Source organism: Kitasatospora sp. NPDC004531 (assembly GCF_053602195.1).
In genome coordinates this window covers 1-21547 of sequence record NZ_JBSGDD010000083.1, presented here as the reverse complement: position 1 = coordinate 21547, position 21547 = coordinate 1, and the positions used below count along the sequence as shown (strand labels likewise).

The 21547-nt window shown below is 73.0% G+C and carries 18 protein-coding genes and 1 pseudogene; 6 read left to right on the top strand and 13 right to left on the bottom strand.

Translation table 11 applies throughout. The annotated features are described in order from the left end of the window. The first annotated feature begins 46 nt into the window (after nucleotides 1-46). Entirely contained in the window at nucleotides 47-1348 is a 1302-nt protein-coding gene (locus ACWEMJ_RS26790) for a D-arabinono-1,4-lactone oxidase (RefSeq protein ID WP_452139687.1), read from the top strand. Between the two features lie 7 nt (nucleotides 1349-1355). Here the strand turns inward: ACWEMJ_RS26790 and ACWEMJ_RS26785 are convergent, their stop codons facing one another. After that, nucleotides 1356-2147: a hypothetical protein gene (locus ACWEMJ_RS26785; RefSeq protein WP_452139686.1), complete on the bottom strand. Its 792-nt coding sequence runs from the start codon at nucleotides 2145-2147 to the stop codon at nucleotides 1356-1358. 438 nt (nucleotides 2148-2585) lie between these two features. On the opposite strand from ACWEMJ_RS26785, the gene sepH reads away from it, so the two are divergent. Beyond that, nucleotides 2586-3650, top strand: a complete 1065-nt coding sequence (sepH, locus tag ACWEMJ_RS26780; protein WP_452139685.1) for a septation protein SepH — start codon at nucleotides 2586-2588, stop codon at nucleotides 3648-3650. A gap of 173 nt (nucleotides 3651-3823) precedes the next feature. On the opposite strand, the gene ACWEMJ_RS26775 is transcribed toward sepH, so the two are convergent. The 5 genes from ACWEMJ_RS26775 to ACWEMJ_RS26755 all read right to left on the bottom strand — a co-directional run bounded on the left by ACWEMJ_RS26775 (nucleotide 3824) and on the right by ACWEMJ_RS26755 (nucleotide 10007). Continuing rightward, nucleotides 3824-4645, bottom strand: a complete 822-nt coding sequence (locus ACWEMJ_RS26775; protein ID WP_452139684.1) for a sulfurtransferase — start codon at nucleotides 4643-4645, stop codon at nucleotides 3824-3826. Nucleotides 4646-4674: 29 nt separating this feature from the next. Then, on the bottom strand, nucleotides 4675-5322 hold the full coding sequence (locus ACWEMJ_RS26770) for a thymidine kinase (RefSeq protein WP_452139683.1): 648 nt from the start codon (nucleotides 5320-5322) through the stop codon (nucleotides 4675-4677). 46 nt (nucleotides 5323-5368) lie between these two features. Then, the gene (locus tag ACWEMJ_RS26765) at nucleotides 5369-6529 is read right to left on the bottom strand and encodes an alkaline phosphatase family protein (RefSeq protein WP_452139682.1); all 1161 of its coding nucleotides are present in this window, start codon (nucleotides 6527-6529) and stop codon (nucleotides 5369-5371) included. Between the two features lie 7 nt (nucleotides 6530-6536). After that, on the bottom strand, nucleotides 6537-7121 hold the full coding sequence (locus ACWEMJ_RS26760) for a DUF5998 family protein (protein WP_452139681.1): 585 nt from the start codon (nucleotides 7119-7121) through the stop codon (nucleotides 6537-6539). Nucleotides 7122-7238: 117 nt separating this feature from the next. Next, nucleotides 7239-10007, bottom strand: coding sequence for a bifunctional acetate--CoA ligase family protein/GNAT family N-acetyltransferase (locus ACWEMJ_RS26755; RefSeq protein ID WP_452139698.1), 2769 nt, complete (start codon nucleotides 10005-10007; stop codon nucleotides 7239-7241). A gap of 181 nt (nucleotides 10008-10188) precedes the next feature. Between ACWEMJ_RS26755 and ACWEMJ_RS26750 the strand changes: the two genes are divergently transcribed. Continuing rightward, the gene (locus ACWEMJ_RS26750; RefSeq protein ID WP_452139680.1) at nucleotides 10189-10467 is read left to right on the top strand and encodes an HPr family phosphocarrier protein; all 279 of its coding nucleotides are present in this window, start codon (nucleotides 10189-10191) and stop codon (nucleotides 10465-10467) included. Nucleotides 10468-10511: 44 nt separating this feature from the next. Here the strand turns inward: ACWEMJ_RS26750 and ACWEMJ_RS26745 are convergent, their stop codons facing one another. The 3 genes from ACWEMJ_RS26745 to ACWEMJ_RS26735 all read right to left on the bottom strand — a co-directional run bounded on the left by ACWEMJ_RS26745 (nucleotide 10512) and on the right by ACWEMJ_RS26735 (nucleotide 14800). Beyond that, nucleotides 10512-11705 carry an RtcB family protein gene (locus ACWEMJ_RS26745; protein WP_452139679.1) on the bottom strand — a complete coding sequence of 398 codons (1194 nt, stop codon included), beginning with the start codon at nucleotides 11703-11705 and terminating at the stop codon, nucleotides 10512-10514. 348 nt (nucleotides 11706-12053) lie between these two features. Further along, on the bottom strand, nucleotides 12054-13421 hold the full coding sequence (locus ACWEMJ_RS26740; protein WP_452139697.1) for a M16 family metallopeptidase: 1368 nt from the start codon (nucleotides 13419-13421) through the stop codon (nucleotides 12054-12056). A 44-nt stretch (nucleotides 13422-13465) separates the two neighbouring features. Further along, complete coding sequence (locus ACWEMJ_RS26735; RefSeq protein ID WP_452139678.1) at nucleotides 13466-14800, bottom strand: M16 family metallopeptidase; 1335 nt, start codon at nucleotides 14798-14800, stop codon at nucleotides 13466-13468. Nucleotides 14801-15024: 224 nt separating this feature from the next. On the opposite strand from ACWEMJ_RS26735, the gene ACWEMJ_RS26730 reads away from it, so the two are divergent. Further along, nucleotides 15025-17472: a DNA gyrase/topoisomerase IV subunit A gene (locus tag ACWEMJ_RS26730; RefSeq protein WP_452139677.1), complete on the top strand. Its 2448-nt coding sequence runs from the start codon at nucleotides 15025-15027 to the stop codon at nucleotides 17470-17472. Nucleotides 17473-17531: 59 nt separating this feature from the next. Here ACWEMJ_RS26730 and ACWEMJ_RS26725 read toward each other — a convergent pair whose 3' ends face one another. The 4 genes from ACWEMJ_RS26725 to ACWEMJ_RS26710 are packed head-to-tail and all read right to left on the bottom strand — an operon-like array spanning nucleotide 17532 to nucleotide 20417. After that, nucleotides 17532-18161, bottom strand: coding sequence for a hypothetical protein (locus ACWEMJ_RS26725; protein WP_452139676.1), 630 nt, complete (start codon nucleotides 18159-18161; stop codon nucleotides 17532-17534). Continuing rightward, entirely contained in the window at nucleotides 18158-18670 is a 513-nt protein-coding gene (locus ACWEMJ_RS26720; protein ID WP_452139675.1) for a hypothetical protein, read from the bottom strand. Before ACWEMJ_RS26720 ends, ACWEMJ_RS26725 begins: the two co-directional genes overlap by 4 nt. Then, a complete protein-coding gene (locus tag ACWEMJ_RS26715; protein WP_452139674.1) occupies nucleotides 18670-20124 on the bottom strand; it encodes a putative T7SS-secreted protein in 1455 nt (484 codons plus the stop codon). Before ACWEMJ_RS26715 ends, ACWEMJ_RS26720 begins: the two co-directional genes overlap by 1 nt. Further along, nucleotides 20121-20417 carry a WXG100 family type VII secretion target gene (locus ACWEMJ_RS26710; RefSeq protein ID WP_452139673.1) on the bottom strand — a complete coding sequence of 99 codons (297 nt, stop codon included), beginning with the start codon at nucleotides 20415-20417 and terminating at the stop codon, nucleotides 20121-20123. Before ACWEMJ_RS26710 ends, ACWEMJ_RS26715 begins: the two co-directional genes overlap by 4 nt. A 121-nt stretch (nucleotides 20418-20538) precedes the next feature. Here ACWEMJ_RS26710 and ACWEMJ_RS26705 point away from each other — a divergent pair, with 121 nt between their 5' ends. Continuing rightward, nucleotides 20539-21441 carry a sucrase ferredoxin gene (locus ACWEMJ_RS26705; protein WP_452139672.1) on the top strand — a complete coding sequence of 301 codons (903 nt, stop codon included), beginning with the start codon at nucleotides 20539-20541 and terminating at the stop codon, nucleotides 21439-21441. Nucleotides 21442-21453: 12 nt separating this feature from the next. Continuing rightward, nucleotides 21454-21547: pseudogene (locus ACWEMJ_RS26700) on the top strand (DNA-binding response regulator); the annotation flags it as partial.

Genomic DNA, 21547 nt, shown 5'->3' with positions numbered 1-21547 from the left:
CGGTGGAACCGGCGGGCGGGGACGGGCGAGCGGGAGGGCTCCGGAGATGACCGAGGTCTGGCGGAACTGGGCGGGCAACCAGAGCGCGCGCCCCGCGCAGGTGGCGGCACCGGCCTCGGTCGAGGAACTGGCCGCGCTGGTCAAGACGGCCGCCGAGGCCGGCCGCTCCGTCAAGGCGGTCGGCTCCGGCCACTCGTTCACCGCGATCGCCTCGGCCGGCGACGCCGTGCTGGTCCGCCCGGACCGGCTGACCGCCGTGCGCGCCGTCGACCGCGCGGCGGGCACCGTCACCGTCGAGTCGGGCCTGCCGCTGCACCGGCTGAACCGGATGCTGGCCGCCGCCGACCTGTCGCTGACCAACATGGGCGACATCGAGGCCCAGACCGTGGCCGGCGCCACCAGCACCGGCACCCACGGCACCGGCCGCGACTCCGGCTCACTGGCCGCGCAGATCCGGGCGGTGGAGATCGTCCTCGCCGACGGCACCGTGCAGACCTGCTCCGCCACCGAGAACCCCGAACTCTTCCAGGGCGCCCGCCTCGGCCTCGGCGCACTCGGCGTGATCAGCGCGCTGACCTTCGCCGTCGAGCCGATGTTCCTGCTCGCCGCGCACGAGAAGCCGATGGGCTTCGCCGAGGTGCTCGGCCGCTTCGACGAACTGACCGCCGTCAACGAGCACTTCGAGTTCTACTGGTTCCCGCACACCGACCGCTGCTCGACCAAGCGCAACAACCGCAGCCAGGGCCCGGCCGCTCCGCTGCCGAAGTTCAAGGCCTGGCTGGACGACGACTTCGTCTCCAACACCGTCTGGGAGGGCGCCTGCCGGGTAGGCCGCGCCTTCCCCGGCTCGATCCCCGCCATCGCCAAGATCGCCAGCCGCGCCTGGTCGGAGCGCCGCTTCACGGACCGGGCGTACAAGGTCTATACCAGTCCCCGCAAGGTTCGCTTCGTCGAGATGGAGTACGCGGTGCCGCGCGAGGCCGCCACCGCCGTGCTGCGCGAACTCAAGGCCCTGGTGGAGCGCTCCGACTGGCGGATCAGCTTCCCCGTCGAAGTCCGGACCGCCCCGGCGGACGACCTGTGGCTGTCCACCGCGAACGGCCGGGACACCGTCTACATCGCCGTCCACCTCTACCGGGGCACCCGCGAACTGGGCTACTTCACCGAGGTGGAGAAGCTGATGACCGCCCACCGGGGCCGCCCGCACTGGGGCAAGCTGCACACCCGGGACGCCGAGTACCTGGCCTCCGTCTACCCGCGCTTCGGCGACTTCACCGCGCTGCGGGACAAGGTCGACCCGGAGCGCCGCTTCACCAACGACCACCTGCGCCGGGTGCTCGGCGCCTGACCGTCCGTCACTCCGCCGCCCCGGCCGCCGGCGAGGGGCCCCCGGCCGGAGCGACCGGGGCCTCGCCGGACGGCTCCGGCGACACGCCCGCACTCGGCGAGGCGCTCGGCTCGGGCTTGCCGGAGGGCCGCGCCGAGGTGCTCGGCGAGGCGGAACTCCCGGACGAGGGAAGGTCGCTCGGCCCCGACCGGGACGGCTCGGCGCTCGGCGACTGCGCCGGGGCGGGCCGCTGCGGCTCGTCCTTCCCGCGCTCCTCGTCGCCGGCGCCGCCGCTGTTCCCGGAGGGGCGGGACGGATTGAACGAGGTGCCGCTGCCCTCCTGGCCGGTGGTGATGTCGTGCAGCGGTTTTCCGGCGGCGAGTTCCACCGCCACGATCGGCACCATCGCAATGGCGAACACCAGTGCGGACACTGCCGCGTACGACTTCCACGTCCAGCGGCGTTTCGCCCGCACCAGCCGCGGCGCGTTCCACTCCTCGCTGATTCCGCCCGCCGGAACCGGCCGCGGTTGCCCGACCGGCGCGGATTCGGCGCCGCGTTCCCGCACGTTGCGCAGTTGTTCCCCGGTGCGTTTGAACAGGTGCTGGAAGACCGCGCTTCCGGTCGTCGCCCCCACCGAGACGACGGCCGCACCGAGTATCGTTCCGTACACTCCGAGTTCCGAGGCGAGCACCGCACCGACCACCGTCGCCAGAGCGCTCGCCGCGACCTGAGCAACCGTCAGATCAAGCCGCTTGCGCTCGCCCTTCTCCTCGGCGTCGGCCGCTCCGTGCGCGAACTGCTCCCTCTGCTGCGGCATCCCGGTCCCTCGGTCGGCGTGTCGGAATTTCGAACAAGTCTCTCCATCTTGCCCAAAGAAGGACACAAGGGTCGAAAATCCGGTTGCTCCCGGGCGATATATGTGAAGATGATCACCGTCCGCCGAGCACCGCCCGCCCAATGGGGTGCTCACTTCGGAGATTCCGATGATTCGCCGGAGACTTGAACGGCGAGCCGCCCCTCTGGATGCCACGAATGGAGTACTGTTCGTGGAGCCTGAGCCTTCGGTCCCGCCTGTCGACACTCCGTCAGACGACGGCCCGGGCGCCCGGGTGCGATGTCGACCGTCGACGTGGCAAACAGGCAACCGTGCCACAGCGGCGCGCACGGGCGAAAGCCCGACACGCCGGGTAACTCTGCAAGGTTGTGGCCACTCGCCAGCGGGCAGGCCACACTCAGTACGGGAGCAGCGACGCAGGTGACGTCGGCAGGCACCACCCGGGAGGTAACCGTGCCCGAACTGCGCGTCGTGGCCGTCAGCAACGACGGCACACGGCTGGTGCTCAAGGCTGCCGACAGCACGGAGTACACCCTTCCGATCGACGAGCGGCTGCGCGCCGCCGTCCGGGGTGACCGGCCGCGGCTCGGCCAGATCGAGATCGAGGTGGAGAGCCACCTCCGCCCGCGGGACATCCAGGCGCGGATACGAGCCGGTGCCTCCGCCGAGGAGGTCGCCCAGGCCGCCGGCATCTCGGTCGAACGCGTCCGTCGCTTCGAGGGTCCGGTGCTGGCCGAGCGCGCCTTCATGGCCGAGCGGGCCCGCAAGACGGCGATCCGCCGCCACGGCGAGTCCACCGGCCCCCAGCTCGGCGAGGCCGTCGCCGAGCGCCTCGCGCTGCGCGGCGCCGAGAAGGACACCGAACGCTGGGACTCCTGGCGCCGCGACGACGGCACCTGGGAAGTCATCCTCACCTACCGCGCCGAGGGCGAACACCGGCGCGCCGCCTGGTCGTACGACCCGCCGCGGCGGCTGGTGCAGCCGAACGACGACGAGGCGCGCGCGCTGATCGGCGAGAACGTGGAACGCGAGGAGGACTCCGTCTTCCCGTTCATCCCGCGGATCGCCCGACTCCCCCACGACCGCCCGACCCGCCCGATGATCGAGCGGCCCTCCGCCGACCGCATCATGCACCGCGAGGCGGTCGCCGCGGTCTCCCCCGAACGGGATTCCCTCACCAGCCTGTTGGACGTGGTCCCCTCCTACCGCGGCGACCTGACCCCGGTCGGGCCGAACGTGGAGACCGCCGCCGCCGAGGAACCCGAGGAGATCGAGGAGCCGGCCAGCGCCCCCGCGGCCAGCGTCGGCGCGGGCTCCGCGTACGCGGACATCCTCATGCCGCGCTCGGTCTCCCCGCACCGCGACCGCATGGTCGGCGCCACCGACCGCCAGGCCGAGGCGGACGGCGTCCGCCCCGGCCGCCGGGCGACGGTGCCGAGCTGGGACGAGATCGTCTTCGGCTCCCGCCGCAAGAAGCCCGAGTAGGACGCGAAACCAGGGGCTCGGGGAACGGCGAGGTCGAGTCTGCGGTTGGTCATGGGGGCGCTGAGCGTTCCGTAAGTTTCGGGCCTCCGTCGTAAGGCCCGCCGCAGCCATGACCAACCGCTCGCGCCGACCGCCGGCAACATGGCCCCGCCGTTCCCCGGGCCCCTGAATACTCACCCCACCGCGACAGGGTTCTCCGGATCGGCGGACCACTCGCTCCAGGACCCCGGGTACAGCGCAGCGCCTTCGTACCCCGCAACTTCCAGCGCGAGGAGCTGGTGCGCCGCCGTCACGCCGGAGCCGCAGTAGACCGCCGTCTTCGCCGGCTCGGTCACGCCAAGAGCCGCGAACCGGGACGCGAGCTCCGCAGCCGGGAGGAAACGGCCGTCAGCAGCGAGATTCTCCGTCGTCGGGGCCGAGACCGCGCCGGGAATGTGGCCCGCCCGGGGGTCGATCGGCTCCGTCTCGCCGCGGTAGCGTTCACCGGCCCGCGCGTCCAACAGGAGTGCGGCGCCCGCGACTTGGGTGATGTCGACGGTGGGCAGCCGACCGGGTTCGACCGTGAAGTCGCTGTCGCCGGGGGCGGGCGCCTCGGTGCTCAGGGCGTGCCCGGCGGCGAGCCACGCCGCGAGGCCGCCGTCGAGGACCCGGACGTCGGGGTGGCCGGCCCAGCGGAGCAGCCACCAGGCGCGGGCGGCGGAGAGCGACGGGCCGGCGTCGTAGGCGACCACCGGTCGCGTCGCGGTGACGCCGGCGCGGCGCAGCGCGGCGGTGAGGCGTTCGGTCGCGGGCAGCGGGTGGCGGCCGGCGCGGCCCGGCGGGTCGGCGAGGTCCTGGTCGAGGTCGAGGTAGTGCGCGCCGGGCAGGTGGCCCTTGGCGTACTCCTCGGCGCCGGGCGGGCCGCCGAGTTGCCAGCGGATGTCGAGCAGGACCGGCGGGTGCGGGGTGTCGAGCGCGCCGGCGAGTTCGGCGACGGTGATCAGCGGCGAGGTCATGCTGCCATTGTGGCGTGCTTGAGGGCGGGTCAGCCCTCGAACGGGAGGACGTCCGGGGAGAGGACGGCAGCGCGGGCGGTGGCTGCGGTGAGGCGGCGGCGGTGGTGGCGGCGGCAGAGCACCTCGTAGCCGATCTCGTCCTCCCTGACGGCGACGTCGCCGACCACGACCTGCGCTCCTTCGACCACCATGACGCCGCCGACGGTGCGGGCGTTGTGGGTGGCGCGGGCGCCGCACCAGCAGAGGGCCTCGACCTGGAGGACCTCGACCCGGTCGGCGAGTTCGATCAGCCGCTGGGAGCCGGGGAAGAGTTTGGTGCGGAAGTCGGTGGTGATGCCGAAGGTGAACACGTCGATGCCCAACTCGTCGACGATGCGGGCGAGTTGGTCGATCTGTCCGGCGGAGAAGAACTGCGCTTCGTCGCAGATCAGGTAGTCGACCTTGCCGCCGGCGGAGAGCAGGTTGACCACGTAGGCCTGGAAGTCGAAGGCGTCGCCGACCTCGACCGCGTCGGCGCGCAGGCCGAGGCGGCTGGAGATGGTGGCGGCGCCGGCCCGGTCGTGGCGGGTGAAGATGATGCCCTGCCGGCCGCGCGCGGTGTGGTTGTGGTCCATCTGGAGGGCGAGGGTGGACTTGCCGCAGTCCATCGTGCCCGAGAAGAACACCAGTTCAGCCATGGGTGGAGCGTCAGCCTTTCGGGCGTGGGTGGTTGACGGGCCGGTCTCAGCCACGGACTTCGAGCAGCGGGACGAGTTGTTCGACGGGGGTCATCGAGCCGTGCAGGCCGACCATCTGGGACTCGCCGGGTTCGCTGCGGCTGGCGATGATCGCGATGTCGTCGCGGGCGGCGGCCACCACGTCGCCGATCCGGTGGTGGACGCGTTCGTCGACCCGGGGGCCGAACCAACCTGCGGCGATGGCCTGTTCGCGGGTGGCGACCCACATCTGCTCGCCGAGCACCTCGCTCCACACCGCGTACACGTCGCCGGCCGCGCCGGGGTGGGCGTACACGTGGCGGGCGCGGCCCTCGCCGCCGAGCAGGGCGACGCCGGCCGAGAGTTCCCAGTCCTCGTCGAAGTCGATCCGGTTCTCCGGGGTGACGTCGATCATGCCGTGGTCGGCGGTGACGTAGAGGGCGGAGCGCGGCGGGAGCTGTTCGGCGAGGCGGCGGGCGAGCCGGTCGACGGTGGACAGGGTGAGCCGCCACTCGTCGGAGTCGACGCCGAAGCGGTGCCCGGCGGCGTCGAGTTCGCTGAGGTAGGTGTAGACCAGGGCACGGTCGTGCTCGGCGAGCCAGGCGGCGGCCCGGTCCATCCGCTCCTCGCCGGTGGTGCGGCCGAGGAAGGTGCCGCCGGAGAGCGCGACCTGGGTGAGCGGGGTGGTGGCGAACAGCGGGGAGGACACCTGGGCGGTGGCCACGCCGGCGAGGTGCGCCTGCTCGAAGACGGTCGGGTGGGGCTGCCAGTCGTGCGGCTCCACGTGCGGCTGCCAGCGCAGCTGGTTCATCAGCTGGCCGCGGCCGGGGATCGCCACGGTGTACCCGGCCAGGCCGTGCTGTCCGGGCGGCAGGCCGGTGCCGACGGAGGCCAGCGAGGTGGCGGTGGTGGACGGGAACCCGGCGGTGATCGGCGTGCCGGCGGCCGTCAGCGAGTTGAGGAACGGCGCCCAGTCGGGGTGCCGGCGGATCAGCTCCCAGCCGAGGCCGTCGACCAGGAACACGCAGACCCGGTCGGCGGGCTCCAGCGGCAGCACCGGCCGGTAGCCGGGCACGCCGAGGCCTGCCGCCAGGGTGGGCAGCAGGTCGGAGAGGGCGGCGCAGCCGTAGCGCGGCGCCGGGGCGTCGGCCGGGTCGAGCGGATGGAACGAGTCGTAGCCGTGATGCATACCGGGCTCAGCCGTTGGCCACGGTCGCCTCGGACAGCGCCCGGGCGAACACCAGCGCCTGGGCGACCGTCTCGGGGCCGTCGCCGGCCTCGCTGACCCGCAGCGACAGGTCGTCGGCGGTGGCGGAGCCGGTGTAGCCGTGGTCCGCCTCGCAGTTGGGGTCGGAGCAGCCGGCCGGTTCCAGGTCGAGGCGCTGCACGGCGCCCCAGCCGATGGTGAGGACGACCTCGCGCGGCAGGGTGCCGGGGGTGTAGGTCTCGGGGTTGGCGACCATGCGGCTGATCACCACGGAGTTGATCCGGTCCAGCCGGACCGTCTCGGTGGAGGTGGTGGCGTAGGGGACGGGCGTGGCCGCGTCGCCGTTCTGCTCGTCGGTGTGGCTGACCACGAAGCGGGACGGGGTGAGCACCAGCACGGTGACGTGCCGGCGGACCTCGTTCGCGTCGAAGGTGGTCTCCTGGTGCACCAGGTACGAGCTGATCGGCTCGGGGCCCACCGCGGCCTCCACCGCCTCGGAGACCAGCGCCGGATAGTAGCCGCTGCGCTCGATCGCGGACCGCAGGTCCTGCGTGGTGGTACCGGTCTTCGCCATATCTCCATCCTGGCATGTCCCGCCGGTCCGGCGGGTGGCACTGCGCCGGGGTCTCCCGGTCCTTCGAAGCCGGGCCCGGGGGTTGCCCGTTCCTGCCGGGCGGGCAACCACGCAAGGTTACAGCGTGCTCATGGCGCGCGGTCCCAGATCGGTGCGGACCGGCAACGGGGCGATCCGGACCCGGGCGCCGAGGACGGTGAGGCCGTGCGGGGCGACCACCACGGGTTCGAGGTCGACGGAGGCGACCTCGGGCAGGTCGTCGACCAGGCGGGAGACCCGGAGCAGCAGTTCCTCCAGCGCGCCGGTGTCGACCGCTTCGGCGCCGCGCCAGCCGAACAGCAGGGGTGCGGCGCGGACTTCCCTGATCAGTTCGGCGACGTCCCGGTCGGTGGCGGGGACCAGGCGGTGGGCGACGTCGCCGAGCAGTTCGGCGGGGGCGCCGGCCAGGCCGAAGGACAGGATGGTGCCGACGGCGGGGTCGACGGCGGCGCCGATCACGGTGTCCACGCCGCGCGGGGCGAGGCGCTGGACGACCAGTTCGGCCTGCGCGGCACCGCCCAGCAGGGCGTCCAGTTCGCGGTGGGCGCGGCGCAGCTCGGCCTCGCTGGTGAGGTCGAGGCGGACGCTGCCGAGGTCGGGCCGGTGGCGCAGGTGTTCGGCGGTGGCTTTCAGCGCAACGGGGTAGCCCAGCGTGGCCGCCGCCTTGACGGCGGCGCTCTCGTCGGGTGCGGCGAGCGTCGGGCTGACGGTGATGCCGTAGTGGCCGAGCAGCGCGGCGGCGTCCAGGTCGGGCAGGGTGACCCGGGCTCCGCCGGACTGCAGGCGGGCGGCGACCGCCTCGCGGCTGCCCAGGGCCTGTTCGACCAGGGCGCGGGCGGCGTTCTCGTGCACGCCGTCGAGTTCCGGCACCCGGGCGGTCTGCTCGGCCTCGACGGTGCGGCGGCGCCACTTGGCGTACCGGACGGCGTCGGCGAGGGCGTGGACGGCGCGTTCGGGGGCCGGGTAGGCGGGCACTCCGCCGACCCGCAGCCGGGCGACCAGGGCGGGCAGTGCGAGGTGGGCGAGCAGCAGCGGCTTGCCGAGTTCCCGGCCGCGTTCGGCGGCGTCCAGCAGGGCCTGGGCGATCTCCGGGGCGTCCTCGACCAGCTCGGGCGCGGACGGGAGGCCCTGCACGCCGATCGGCGGGATGGCGACGGCGATCACGGCGTCCACCTTGGGGTCGCTGAGCGCGGTGTCCAGGGCGATCCGGAAGTTCTCGCCGCTGGCGCCGGTGGTCAGGTCGACAGGGGTGCGCGGGCGCAGGCCGGCGGTCAGGCAGGTGTCGTAGGTGAGCAGGCCCAGCGAGTCGGAGTTGCCGACGACGGCGACCCGGCCGCCGGCCGGGAGCGGCTGGCCGGCCAGCAGTTCGCCGGTGTCGAAGAGTTCGGTGATGGTGTCCACCCGGATCACGCCGGCCTGCTGGAACAGCGCGTCCACGGTGGCGTCGCGCAGCCGGGTGGCGGCGGGCTGCACGGCGTGGCCGGGCGGCAGGCTGCCGGTGTGCCGGGCGCCCTTGAGCACCACCACGGGCTTGGCGGCGGCGAGCCGGCGGGCGATCCGGGTGAACTTGCGCGGGTTTCCGAAGGATTCGAAGTAGAGCAGCACCACGTCGGTGGCGTCGTCCTCCTCCCAGTACTGGAGCAGGTCGTTGCCGGAGACGTCCGCCCGGTTGCCGACCGAGGCGAACGAGGACAGGCCCAGGCCGCGCCGGTGGGCGGCCTCCAGCAGGGCGACGCCGATCGCGCCGGACTGGCAGAACACGCCGAACGGGCCGCGTTCGGGCAGCACGGGGGCGAGCGAGGCGTTCAGGCGGTGCTCGGGGTCGGTGTTGATCAGGCCGAACGCGTTCGGGCCGATCACCCGCATGCCGGCGGCCCGCGCCTGGCGCACCAGCGCCCGCTGCCGGTCGCGCCCGTCCGGGCCGGTCTCGGCGTACCCGGCGGTGACCACCACCAGGCCCTGCACGCCGTGCGCCCCGCACTCGGCGACCACGGCGGGGACGGCCGGCTCGGGCACCGCGATCACCGCCAGGTCGACCGGGCCGGGGATCGCCAGGACCGACCGGCAGCTGGGCACGCCGTCCAGCAGGGTGCCCGGCTCGACGGTGCGGTTCACCGCGTACACCGGACCGTCGAAGCCCGCCCGGATGTCGCGCAGCAGCGCCCGGCCGACCGACTGCGGGTTGCGCGACACCCCGATCACGGCGATCGAACGGGGCGTCAACAGCCGTTGCACGGACCGGGCTTCGGCGCGGTGCTCGCGGGCCCGCATCACCGCGAGCGAGGCGGCGGTCGGCTCCAGGTCGAACTCCAGGTGCACCACGCCGTCGGCGAAGCTGCGCCGCTGGGTGTAGCCGGCGTCGGTGAACACCTTCACCATCTTCCGGTTCTCCGGCAGCACTTCGGCCGTGAACCGGCGGATGCCGCGCTCCTGCGCGACCGCCGCGATGTGCTCCAGCAGCGCCGACGCGATGCCCCGGCCCTGGTGCGCGTCCTGCACCAGGAACGCCACCTCGGCGTCCGTGCCGGTGGTGGACGGCATGCCCGCCTTGTCGATCCGGTCGTACCGCACGGTGGCGATGAACCGGTCCCGCACCACCAGCGCCAGGCCCACCCGGTTCACGTAGTCGTGGTGCGTGAAGCGGCGCACGTCCTTGTCCGACAGGTGCGGGTACGGGGCGAAGAAGCGGAAGTACTTCGACTGGTCCGAGACCTGCTCGTAGAACTCCACCAGCCGGTCGGCGTCGTCGGCGGTGATCGGTCTGATCCGGGCCGTGCCCCCGTCACGCAGCAGGACATCGGCCTCCCAGTGCTGCGGATAACCGTGCTCGGCCTCTTCACGAGCCATGGCGTGCTTGACGGTGTCGTGCTCCACGGTCGTCAGGGTAGCCCTCGGCGAGCCTGATGGCGCAGGCCCGGCCGGTCACGGCAGGCTTGCTGCTCGCCGCCGGGCCGCCAGGGCACTGTCGTGCAACACTGGTCTAGACAACATGTGCACCACCCTGCACCACCTCGAAAGGCACCTCATCATGGCTGAGCGCCGCGTCACCATCGGTTGGGCCGAGGGCCTGCACGCCCGTCCCGCCTCCGTCTTCGTCAAGGCCGTCACCTCCACCGGCGTCCCGATGACCATCGCCAAGGAGAACGGCACCCCGGTCAACGCCGGCTCCATGCTCGGCCTCCTCACCCTCGGCGCGGAGGGCGGCGAGACCGTCGTCCTCTCCGCCACCGCCGAGGGCGCGGACGCGGCACTCGACCGCGTCGCCAAGATGGTCCGGGAAGGCCTCGACGAGCTCCCGGCGGCCTGAGGAACGGCTGCGCCGAGCCGAGCCCGCCGGCCGCCGGGCGGCCCTCAGCCCTTGACGCAGATCACCTGCTTGAGGTGCGCGACCACCTCGACCAGGTCCTTCTGCTGGGCGATGACCTTCTCGATCGGCTTGTACGCGCCGGGGATCTCGTCGACCACTCCGGCGTCCTTGCGGCACTCGACGCCCGCGGTCTGCTCGGCGAGGTCCTTCGCGGTGAAGCGCTTCTTGGCCGCCGTCCGGCTCATCCTGCGGCCCGCGCCGTGCGAGGCCGAGTTGAAGGAGGCGGCGTTTCCGAGGCCCTTCACGATGTACGAGCCGGTGCCCATGGAGCCGGGGATGATGCCGTACTCGCCCGAGCCGGCCCGGATCGCGCCCTTGCGGGTGACCAGCAGGTCGACGCCGTCGTAGCGCTCCTCGGCGACGTAGTTGTGGTGGCAGGAGATCATCTCGCCGAAGGTGGCCCGGGCCTTGGGCAGTTCGCGGCGGACCGCGTCCTGCAGCAGGGCCATCATCAGCGCCCGGTTGTGCTTGGCGTACTCCTGCGCCCAGAACAGGTCGGAGCGGTAGGCGGCCATCTGCGGGGTGTCGGCGATGAACACCGCGAGGTCGCGGTCGATCAGGCCCTGGTTGTGCGGCAGCCCGCGGGCGATCGTCATGTGGTGCTCGGCGAGCTCCTTGCCGATGTTCCGCGAACCGGAGTGCAGCATCAGCCAGACCGCGCCGTCGTCGTCCAGGCACAGCTCGATGAAGTGGTTGCCGCCGCCGAGGGTGGCCATCTGCTGGGCGGCCCGCTCGCGCCGCCAGCGCACCTCGGAGGCGATGCCGTCGAAGCGCTGCCAGAAGTCGTCCCACCCGGCGGTGGACCGCCCGTGCAGCTTGCCCGGGTCGACCGGGTCGGTGTGCAGGCCGCGGCCGACCGGGATGGCCTGCTCGATCCGGTGCCGCAGGTGCGACAGGTCGTCGGGCAGGTCCTTCGCGGTCAGCGAGGACTTGACGGCCGTCATCCCGCAGCCGATGTCGACGCCGACGGCGGCCGGGCAGACCGCGCCCTTCATGGCGATGACGGAGCCGACGGTGGCGCCCTTGCCCAGGTGGACGTCCGGCATCACGGCGAGGCCGTGCAGCCAGGGCAGCGTGCTGATGTTGCGCAGCTGCTCCAGGGCCTGGCCCTCGACGGTGGCCGGATCGGTCCACATCCGGATCGGGACCCGGACGCCGGGAATCTCGGTGTACGACATAAGGGTTCGACCTCCTGGGTCGCTGAGTTCAAGGGTGCCGCACGAGGACGCCCGGTGCGGCGGCGGGGAAGTTCGGGGGCGGCCCGGCAGGGCGGGGCCGCGGGCAGCGGACGGTGCTGCGCGGGGGCTGCTCAGGCAGATCGGTACGAAAGACAGAAGGGCAGCCTCGGGGAGCGTCGTCGTGGCTCGACCCGCATGGTGACCGCCTCCTCCCGCATTCGTCATGACCGCGCGCCTCCCGCCCGGCCGGAAGACATCTACCCACGCCGCACCGACAGCGCGCAACGCAATAAAAAACGCCGAGGGCCCGGCGGAGCTGACACTCCGCCGGGCCCTCGCAGCAGGACGTCAGTTGGCGACGACCGTGACGTCGCCGATGCCGAGCGCCTTGACCGGCTCGGCGATCACCGAGGCGTCGCCGACCAGCACGGTGACCAGGCGGTCCGGCGGGAAGGCGGCGACCGCGGCGCGGGTCGCCGCGTCGGTGTCGAGCTCGGTCAACTGCCGGTAGAACTCGGCCTGGTAGGTGTCCGGCAGGTACTGCTCGACCTGGTCGGCGAGGGTGGCGGCGACCGACCCGGCCGTCTCGTACTTGAGCGGCGCGACGCCGACCAGGAACTGCACGGCCTCCTCGCGCTCGGCGTCGGTCAGGCCCTCGGCGGCCAGCGTGCGCAGGATGGTCCAGGTGTCCTGCAGCGCGGGCGCGGTGGACTCGGTGTCCACCGAGCCGCTGATCGCCAGCAGTCCGCGGCCGGAGCCGTCGGCGGCGGAGCGCAGCGGCTGGGCGAACGCCCGGACGCCGTAGGTGTAGCCCTTCTCCTCGCGCAGCACCCGGTCGAGCCGGGAGGTGAGGGTGCCGCCGAGGCAGTAGATGCCGAGGACCTGCGCGGCCCACGTCGGGTCGTGCCGGTCCGGGCCGATCCGGCCGATCAGCAGCTGGGTCTGCACCGAGCCGGGACGGTCGACGATGATCACCCGGCCGCTGTCGTCGGCGGTCACCGCGCCGTGCACGGACGCCTCGACCCGCTCGCCGCTCCAGCGGCCGAGGGTGGACTCCAGCAGCGCGGCCAGGTCGACGCCGGTGAGGTCGCCGACCACCACGGCGGTGGCCGCGGACGGGCGCAGGTGGGCGTCGTAGAACGCCTTCACCGCGGCCCGGTCGATCCGCTTGACGGTCTCGGTGGTGCCGGCCCGCGGCCGGGACAGCCGGTCGGACTCGGCGAACAGCGCCGAGTACAGCGCCTTGGCGGAGCGCCGGGACGGGTTGGCCTGCTCGTGGACGATCTCGTCGAGGCGGTTGGCGACCAGCCGCTCGATCTCCTCCTCGGGCAGCGCCGGCACCCGCAGGGCGTCGCTCAGCAGGGTGAGGCCGCGCTCCAGCCGGGAGGCCGGGACCTCCAGCGAGACCCGCAGCGCCGGGTGGTCGACGTTGGAGTCCAGGGTGGCGCCGGCCCGCTCCAGCTCGGCCGCGAACTGCTCGGCGGTGAGCGTGTCGGTGCCCTCGGACAGCGCCCGGGTCATGATCGAGGCGACGCCGTCCAGGCCCTCGGGCTCGGCGGCGAGCGGCACGTCCAGCACCATGTCGACGGCGACCAGCTGCTGGCCGGGGCGGTGGCAGTGCAGCACCGTGATGCCGTTGGCCAGGGTGAGCCGCTCGGGGGCCGGGAACGCCCACGGGGTGGGGGTGCCGGGCTGCGGCTGCGGGTGGAAGTCCATCGCGGGGACGTACTTCGCGGGGGTGTCCTGCGCGGGGGTGTCGCTCACGCCGCCGCCTCCTCGTTCTCGGAGCTGTCGTCGTCGGTGCTGTCGTCGGGGGTCGGCTCGTACACCAGCACGGCCCGGTTGTCGGGGCGCAGCCGGGCGGCGGCGACCTCGCGGACCTCCTCGGCGGTGACGTCGAGGACCCTCGGCAGGGCCTCGTTCAGCAGCTTCGGGTCGCCGAACAGCACGGCGAAGCGGCAGAGTTCGTCGGCGCGGCCGGCCACCGTGGTGAGCCGGTCCAGCCACTCGCGCTCGATCTGGGCCTGGGCGCGTTCGAGTTCCTCGGCGGTGGGGCCCTCGGCGGCGAACCGGGCGAGCTCCTCGTCGACGGCGGCCTCGATCTGCTCGATGGTGGCGCCGGCCCCGGCCTTGACGTCCAGCCAGCCCAGCGAGGGCGCGCCGGACAGCCGCAGCAGGCCGAAGCCGGCCGAGACGGCGGTGCGGTCGCGGCGGACCAGGCGGTTGTACAGCCGGGAGGACTCGCCGCTGCCGAGGATGGTGAGCGCCAGGTCGGCGGCGTCGGCCTGGCGGTTGCCGTCGTGCGGCAGGCGGTAGGCGGCCATCAGGGCGCGGGAGGGGACGTCCTCGCGGATCAGCTCGCGGGTCTCGGCGCCGATGATGTCGGGCAGGCTGCCGTCGCGCGGCGGCTGCTTGCCGTCGTGGCCGGGGATGGAGCCGAAGTACTTCTCCACCCAGGCGATGGTCTGCTCGGGGTCGAGGTCGCCGACGATCGACAGCACCGCGTTGTTGGGCGCGTAGTAGGTGCGGAAGAACGCCCGGGCGTCCTCCAGCGTCGCCGCGTCCAGGTCGGCCATCGAGCCGATCGGGGTGTGGTGGTAGGGGTGCTCGCCGGGGAAGGACAGCGCGGTGAGCTTCTCGAACGCGGTGCCGTAGGGCACGTTGTCGTAGCGCTGGCGGCGCTCGTTCTTCACCACGTCGCGCTGGTTCTCCATGGACGTCTCGTCCAGGGCGGCCAGCAGCGAGCCCATCCGGTCGGCCTCCAGCCAGAGCGCGAGCTCCAGCTGGTGCGCGGGCATGGTCTCGAAGTAGTTGGTGCGCTCGAAGCTGGTGGTGCCGTTGAGCGAGCCGCCGGCGCCCTGGACCAGTTCGAAGTGCCCGTTGTTGGAGACGCTCGCCGAGCCCTGGAACATCAGGTGCTCGAAGAGGTGGGCGAGCCCGGTGCGGCCCTTCACCTCGTGCCGGGAGCCCACGTCGTACCAGAGGCACACGGCGGTGACCGGAGTGAGGTGGTCCTCGGAGAGCACTACGCGCAGGCCGTTGGCCAGGCGGTGTTCGGTGATGGCGAGGCCGCTGGCGGGGCCGGGGTTGGCCATGCGGGGGTCCTTCCCGTCGTCGGTTCCGGAGTGTCCGGGCCGGGGGCTTGTGACGTCCCCCATTCTGGTGCAACGCCCCGAGCGGCCGTCAGGTGTCCGGTCATCGGGCGCGTTCGCCAGCGGCGGAAGCGGCCCGGGTGACAGGTGGTGTCCCACCGAGGGTCCACAATGGGGGGCGTTCACGCCCGCGTCCGACCCCAGTACCGCAAGGGAGCCCCGCAGCGATGGCCCGCCGCAGTTCGCCCACCCCGCCGCCCGGTGACTTCGAGGAGCGCATCCTCGATGTCGATGTCGTGGACGAGATGCAGGGCTCGTTCCTGGAGTACGCCTACTCGGTGATCTACTCCCGGGCCCTGCCGGACGCCCGCGACGGTTTGAAGCCGGTGCACCGCCGGATCCTGTACCAGGCCAACGAGATGGGCCTGCGCCCGGAGCGCGGCCACGTCAAGTGCGCGCGTCTGGTCGGCGAGGTGATGGGCCGTCTGCACCCGCACGGCGACACCTCGATCTACGACGCCGTGGTGCGCATGGCGCAGCCGTTCTCGATGCGGCTGCCGCTGATCGACGGCCACGGCAACTTCGGTTCGCTCGGCAACGACGACCCGCCGGCCGCGATGCGCTACACCGAGTCCCGGCTGACGGCCGCGGCGATGTCGATGGTGGAGTCGATCCACGAGGACACCGTCGACTTCGGCCCGAACTACGACGGCTCCGAGCAGGAGCCGCAGGTGCTGCCCGCGGCGTACCCGAACCTGCTGGTCAACGGCGCCACCGGGATCGCGGTCGGCATGGCCACCAACATGCCGCCGCACAACCTGTCCGAGGTGGTGGCCGCCGCCCGGCACCTGATCAAGCACCCGAACGCGGACCTGGACACCCTGATGCGGTTCGTCCCGGGCCCGGACCTGCCGACCGGCGGCCGGATCGTCGGCCTGTCCGGCATCCGCGACGCGTACGAGTCCGGCCGCGGCACCTTCAAGATCCGCGCCACCGCCACGGTCGAGAACGTCACCGCCCGCCGCAAGGGCATCGTGGTCACCGAGCTGCCGTACACGGTCGGCCCGGAGAAGGTGATCGCGAAGATCAAGGACCTGGTCAACGCGAAGAAGCTCCAGGGCATCGCCGACGTCAAGGACCTCACCGACCGCGAGCACGGCCTGCGGCTGGTCATCGAGGTGAAGAACGGCTTCGTCCCCGAGGCGCTGCTGGAGCAGCTGTACAAGCTGACGCCGATGGAGGAGACCTTCGGCATCAACAACGTGGCGCTGGTGGACGGCCAGCCGCTGACGCTGGGCCTCAAGGAGCTGCTGGAGGTCTACGTCGACCACCGCTTCACGGTGGTCAAGCGGCGCAGCGACTTCCGCCGCCGCAAGCGCCAGGACCGGCTGCACCTGGTCGAGGGCCTGCTGATCGCCCTGGTCGACATCGACGAGGTCATCGCGATCATCCGCAGCAGCGACGACGCGGCGCAGGCCAAGGAGCGGCTGATGGAGCGCTTCGGCATCTCCGACACCCAGACCGCGTACATCCTGGACACCCCGCTGCGCCGGCTGACCCGCTTCGACCGGGTCGAGCTGGAGGCCGAGCAGGCCAAGCTGCTCAAGGAGATCGCCGAGCTGACCGAGATCCTGGAGTCCGACACCAAGCTGCGTTCCGTGGTGTCGGCCGAACTCGGCGCGGTGGCCAAGCAGTTCGGCACCGAGCGGCGCACCGTGCTGCTGGAGGCCGGCTCGGTGCCGTCGGCGGCGCTGTCGGTGCCGCTGGAGGTCGCCGACGACCCGTGCCGGGTGCTGCTGTCCTCCACCGGCCTGCTGGCCCGCACCTTCGACCTGGAGCCGGTCACCGAGGAGCCGTCCCGGGCCCGGCACGACGTGCTGGTCTCCGCCGTCCCCGCCACCGCGCGCGGCGACATCGGCGTGGTCACCACGGCCGGCCGGGTGCTGCGCCTGCCGGTGATCGACCTGCCCGCGCTGCCCCCGGGCACCACCGCGCTGTCCGGCGGCGCGGCGGTCTCCGAGTTCCTCCGGCTGGAGACGGACGAGCAGGCCCTCGCGCTGACCACCCTGGACGAGTCCTCGCCGGGCCTGGCGCTCGGCACCGTGCAGGGCACCGTGAAGCGGGTGGTGCCCGAATGGCCCGCCAACAAGGACGAGTTCGAGGTGATCGCGCTCAAGGACGGCGACACCCTGGTCGGCGCGGTCGAGCTGCGCACCGGCGAGGAGGACCTGGTCTTCCTCACCTCCGACGCCCAGCTGCTGCGCTACCCGGCGAGCCAGGTCCGCCCGCAGGGCCGCCCGGCCGGCGGCATGGCCGGCATCAAGCTGGCCGACGGCGCCCGGGTGCTGTCGTTCACCGCCGTCGACCCCGCCGAGGACGCGGTGGTCCTCTCGGTGGCCGCCGCCTCCGGCACGCTGGCCGGCGAGGAGCAGACCAGCTGGAAGCTCACCCCGTTCGACCAGTACCCGCGCAAGGGCCGGGCCACCGGCGGCGTCCGCTGCCAGCGCTTCCTGCGCGGCGAGGACGGCCTCGCCTTCGCCTGGGCCGGCCCGCTGCCCGCCCTCGGCGCCACCGCCGACGGCCGGCCGGTCACCCTGCCCGAGCGCGACCCGCGCCGCGACGGCTCCGGCACCCCGGTGCCGGCGCAGGTCGCGGCGGTCGGCAGCCGGATGTGACCTGCGCGAAACGGCGGGCACCCCCACGCCCGGGGGTGCCCGCCGTTTCGCGTGCGGGTTCAGAACAGCGGTGCGCGCTCCCCGGGCCGCTGCACCGGCAGCGGCACCGGGTCGTCCGTCAACACCTCGACGGTGTCGGTCAGTTCGGACAGCAGCGCGACGTACTGCGGCAGGTCGGGCAGCGACGGGGTGGTCAGCGAGAACACCAGCAGCTCGGACAGCTCGGGCAGCGGCAGGTAGACGTCCACCCGGGCCAGCGACAGCGCGGGCTGCTCCGGCGCGGGCGTCCACTCGACGCCGCTGAACGCGACCACGGCCGGGCCCTGCTCGGTCTCGGTGCGGTGCACGTCGGCCGCCGGGTTCAGCGAGAGGGTCTCCTCCAGGGTCTCGATCACCGTCTCCGGGTCGGCGGCCGGCTCCAGCGTCTCGCTGCGGGCGATCAGCGACGCGGTGGAGATCCGGTCGTCCTCGGTGGCCATCAGGCACACCCCGGCGTAGCTCGCGCCGTCCTCGGCGGCGGCGTCGGCCAGCTCGCCGTAGAACTGCTGGACGCCCTCGCGCTGCGCCTCGGTGCCGCCCGCCCATATCTCGCAGGCCAGCTCCCGCAGGTGGACGGCGCGCTGCTGCTCGTCGAGGTGCATGCCGAGGTCGTGGAAGTGCACCGGCACGTCGAAGGTGTAGCTGCTCATCGGGTCACCGCCGGGGACAGTTGGACGCCGAACTCGGCTGCGGAGCGGGCCAGCAGGCCGTGCTCGGCGGCGATCGCGTGGATCCGTTCCGGCCGCGCGCCGCGGTAGTCCTTCGGGGAGAGCACGAAGGTGAACATGTCGTCGCCCCAGCGCAGCCCGGCCCAGCCGTCCAGCTGCCGCTTCCCCGCCGGCCTGCGCGCGTACGCCGCGGCCGCGCTCCGGCAGATGCTCCTCATCCTGGCGTCCCAGAGCCGCTGGTCCTCGCCCCACTCGCGCACCAGCCGGGCCGGACCGACGAACCTGGTCACCGGCCGCAGCAGCATCCGCAGCCAGCCCCGGTCCGGCCACTCCAGATCGGTGACCACCTCGATCACCACGAGCACCGGCACGTACAACAGGCGGGTCAGCAGGTCCACCGGGATCACCACCCACTGCACGGCGAACCACAGCAGCAGCCCGAGCCGCGAGCGCCGCCCCGCCGACGGGGTCAACGGCGGTGTGCCGTACATCAGTTGCCTCCGCTGAACTGGTCGTGGATGCCGGTGACGATGCCCGGCAGCGAGGGCACCCCGTTGATGCCCCGGCTCCACCAGGACATCGGGTCGAGGCTGCCGTCGGCCCGGATCGCGTTCTGGAACGAGGGGATCGAGCGCAGGCCCGGCAGGTTGGCGACCCGGGTGGACTTGAAGGTGTCGACCGCCGTGCCGTACACCGACTCGGCGACGTGCTTCTCCCAGGCGAACTTCAGCCGGTTGCCCATGCCGGGCAGCGCCTTGAAGGTGGTCTTCAGCGCGCCCTCCGCGCCGATCTCGGTGACCCGGACCGCCGAACCGCGCAGCGCGTCGCCCATGTGGTCGACGATCTGGCTCTTGGCTATCTCCCGGACCTTCCCGCCGGTCTGCCGCATCACCGTCTCGCCGGTCTCCAGCGCCACCTTCTCGATCTTCGGGACGAGCTTGGTGGTGACCTTCATGACCGGCTTGGCCGCCGTGCCGACCAGCTTGCCGAACGGCAGCGCGCCCAGCCCGTCGCCGACCAGGTCCATCGCGCTGACGTCCGCGCCGCCGAGCTTGGCCAGGCCGTGGCTGGCCAGCGCGCCCGCCGAGAGCACGCCGCCGGCCAGCGCCAGCGCGCCGGACAGCGGCGGGAACCACATGGTGCACAGCGCGGCCACGCCCAGGATGGTGGAGGCGATGCCCAGCCAGTCGCCGATCTTCTTCAGCAGGTCGGCGTGCTTGGTGGCCCACTCCTTGAGGGCGTGGCCGGCCCGCTTGAGGGCGTCCTTGAAGTTGTCCCACATGCTGGTGCTCGGCGCGTTCTGGTTGGCCCGGCGCAGCGCCTTCGCGACCTTGTCGGCCGCGTCGAGGTGGTCCTCGCGCAGTTCCTTCGCCTGCTTCACTATCGCCCGGAACGCGTCCTCGGCGTCGCCCAACGCCCGCTTGGCGTCGTCGAGTTCCTCGCCGGCGGCGTTCAGCTCGCGCTGCGCGGCGTCGATCTCCGCCTGCGCCTCGCGCAGTTGCGCGTCGTCGGTGTACATCCGCCCGGCCAGCCGGAACGCCGGGGCGCCGGCCGCCGACTCGTAGCGCGAGCGGGCGCCCTCCTGCTGCTGCTCGCAGCTCTCGCAGCGGCGCTTGGCCGCCTGCGCGTCCGCCTCGTAGCGCCGTGCGACGTCCTGGAAGTGCGTCAACTGGCCGCGCCAGCCCTGAAGTTGCTGGGCGGCGGTGCGTACCGCGTCGTCGCTGTCGCGGAGCAGGCCGGGCAGTTCGCCGACCTTGCCGGCGAAGGCCTTGGCCGCGTCGCCGCGCCAGCTGCCGCCGGCCCGGGTGAGCCGTTCCAGGGTGCCGTGGGCACTCTCCAGCGCGCCGGCGGCGGTGGTCAGCCGCTGCACCAACTCGTCCACGCTGGCCGGGTTTCCGGGCGCCGGGTCGAAGCCCAGCGCGGGGAACTGCGCGGTGTCGCTCACGCCGCACCGCCGCCGAACATGTCGCGCAGCGCCTGGTCGGTCTCCGCGTAGGCCCGCCGGGTGATGGTCAGCCCCTCCTCGATCTGCTGGGTGGATTCGGCGATCTTCTTGATCGCGTCGTCCCAGCTGTCGTGGAACTCGTCGCAGGCGTGGTCCAGGGACTTGGCGCCGGTGGTCTTCGGCCCGGTGTCCCGCATCGCGTTCAACGCGGTGCGCAACTCGCCCTGGCTCCGGTGCAGGTCTGCCAACAGGCGGTCCAGATCCGCCACGTCGACCGCGAAGAACGACCCCAAGACTCCCCCAAAAGAACGTCAACTCCAGGCAATGGAGCTGATCATAATCCGTCGCCCGGCCGACCCTCCGCAGACGAAGCTCAGCCCGCTCCGGGCGGGCACTCGGACATAGGGTGGGCAGGTGAGCACCTGTACGACGCTGTCGCGCGAACTGACCGAGCCGTTGGCCGCCACCGCCGCCACCGCCACCACCTGGCTGCTGCTCGAACAGCCCGGCCCCTGGGGCGCACAGGCGCTCACCGCCAGCCACCTCGACCCGGAGCTCGGGGCGGCCCTGGAGAAGGCGGCCGAGGGCACCGGCGTCCGGATCGCGCTGATCCGCCGGCCCGGCCGGCACGCCGACACCGACACCGCGGCCGGGCACGAGGTGCTGGTCGCCCACACCGCGCCCACCGACCCGTGGGTGCGCCGGGCCCGCCTGGACGACCCCGCCGCGCTGCTCGGCCTGGACTTCGCCGCCCTCGGCGCGGGCCGCCACGACGGCTTCGGCGCCGAGCACGTCGGCGGCCCGATCGCCCTGGTGTGCACCAACGGCCGCCGCGACCGCTGCTGCGCGCTGCTCGGCCGCCCGCTGGCCGCCGACCTGGCGTCGGCCGGCCACAGCGAGGTCTGGGAGGTCACCCACCTCGGCGGCCACCGCTTCTCCCCCACCATGCTGGTGCTGCCGCACGGCTACGCGTACGGCCGGCTGACCGCCGAGTCCGCCAAGGAGGTGCTGTCCGCCACCGCCACCGGCCACACCGTCCCCGCCCACTCCCGCGGCCGCTCGTACTGGCCCCGCCCCTCCCAGGCGGCCGAGCAGGCCGTCCGCGAGCTGACCGGCGAGAGCGCCGCCGACGCGCTGACCATGCGCCAGACCCGCAGCGGCGACGGCTGGACGGTCGAGGTCACGCACACCGACGGCCGCCGCTGGCGGGCCGCGGTCGCCGAGGCCGCGAGCGAGCCGCCCCGCCCCGAGAGCTGCGGCAAGGCCCCGGGCACCCCGTCCCGGATGGACGTCACCGCCCTCGAAGCCTCCGCATGACGCAGCGGGCTGGTGGCCGGGTTGCAGGCAGGGGCGGACGACTACCTGGTGAAGCTGTTCGCGCTGGAGGAGTTGGTGCTCCGGCTGCACGCCCTGCTGCGGCGCC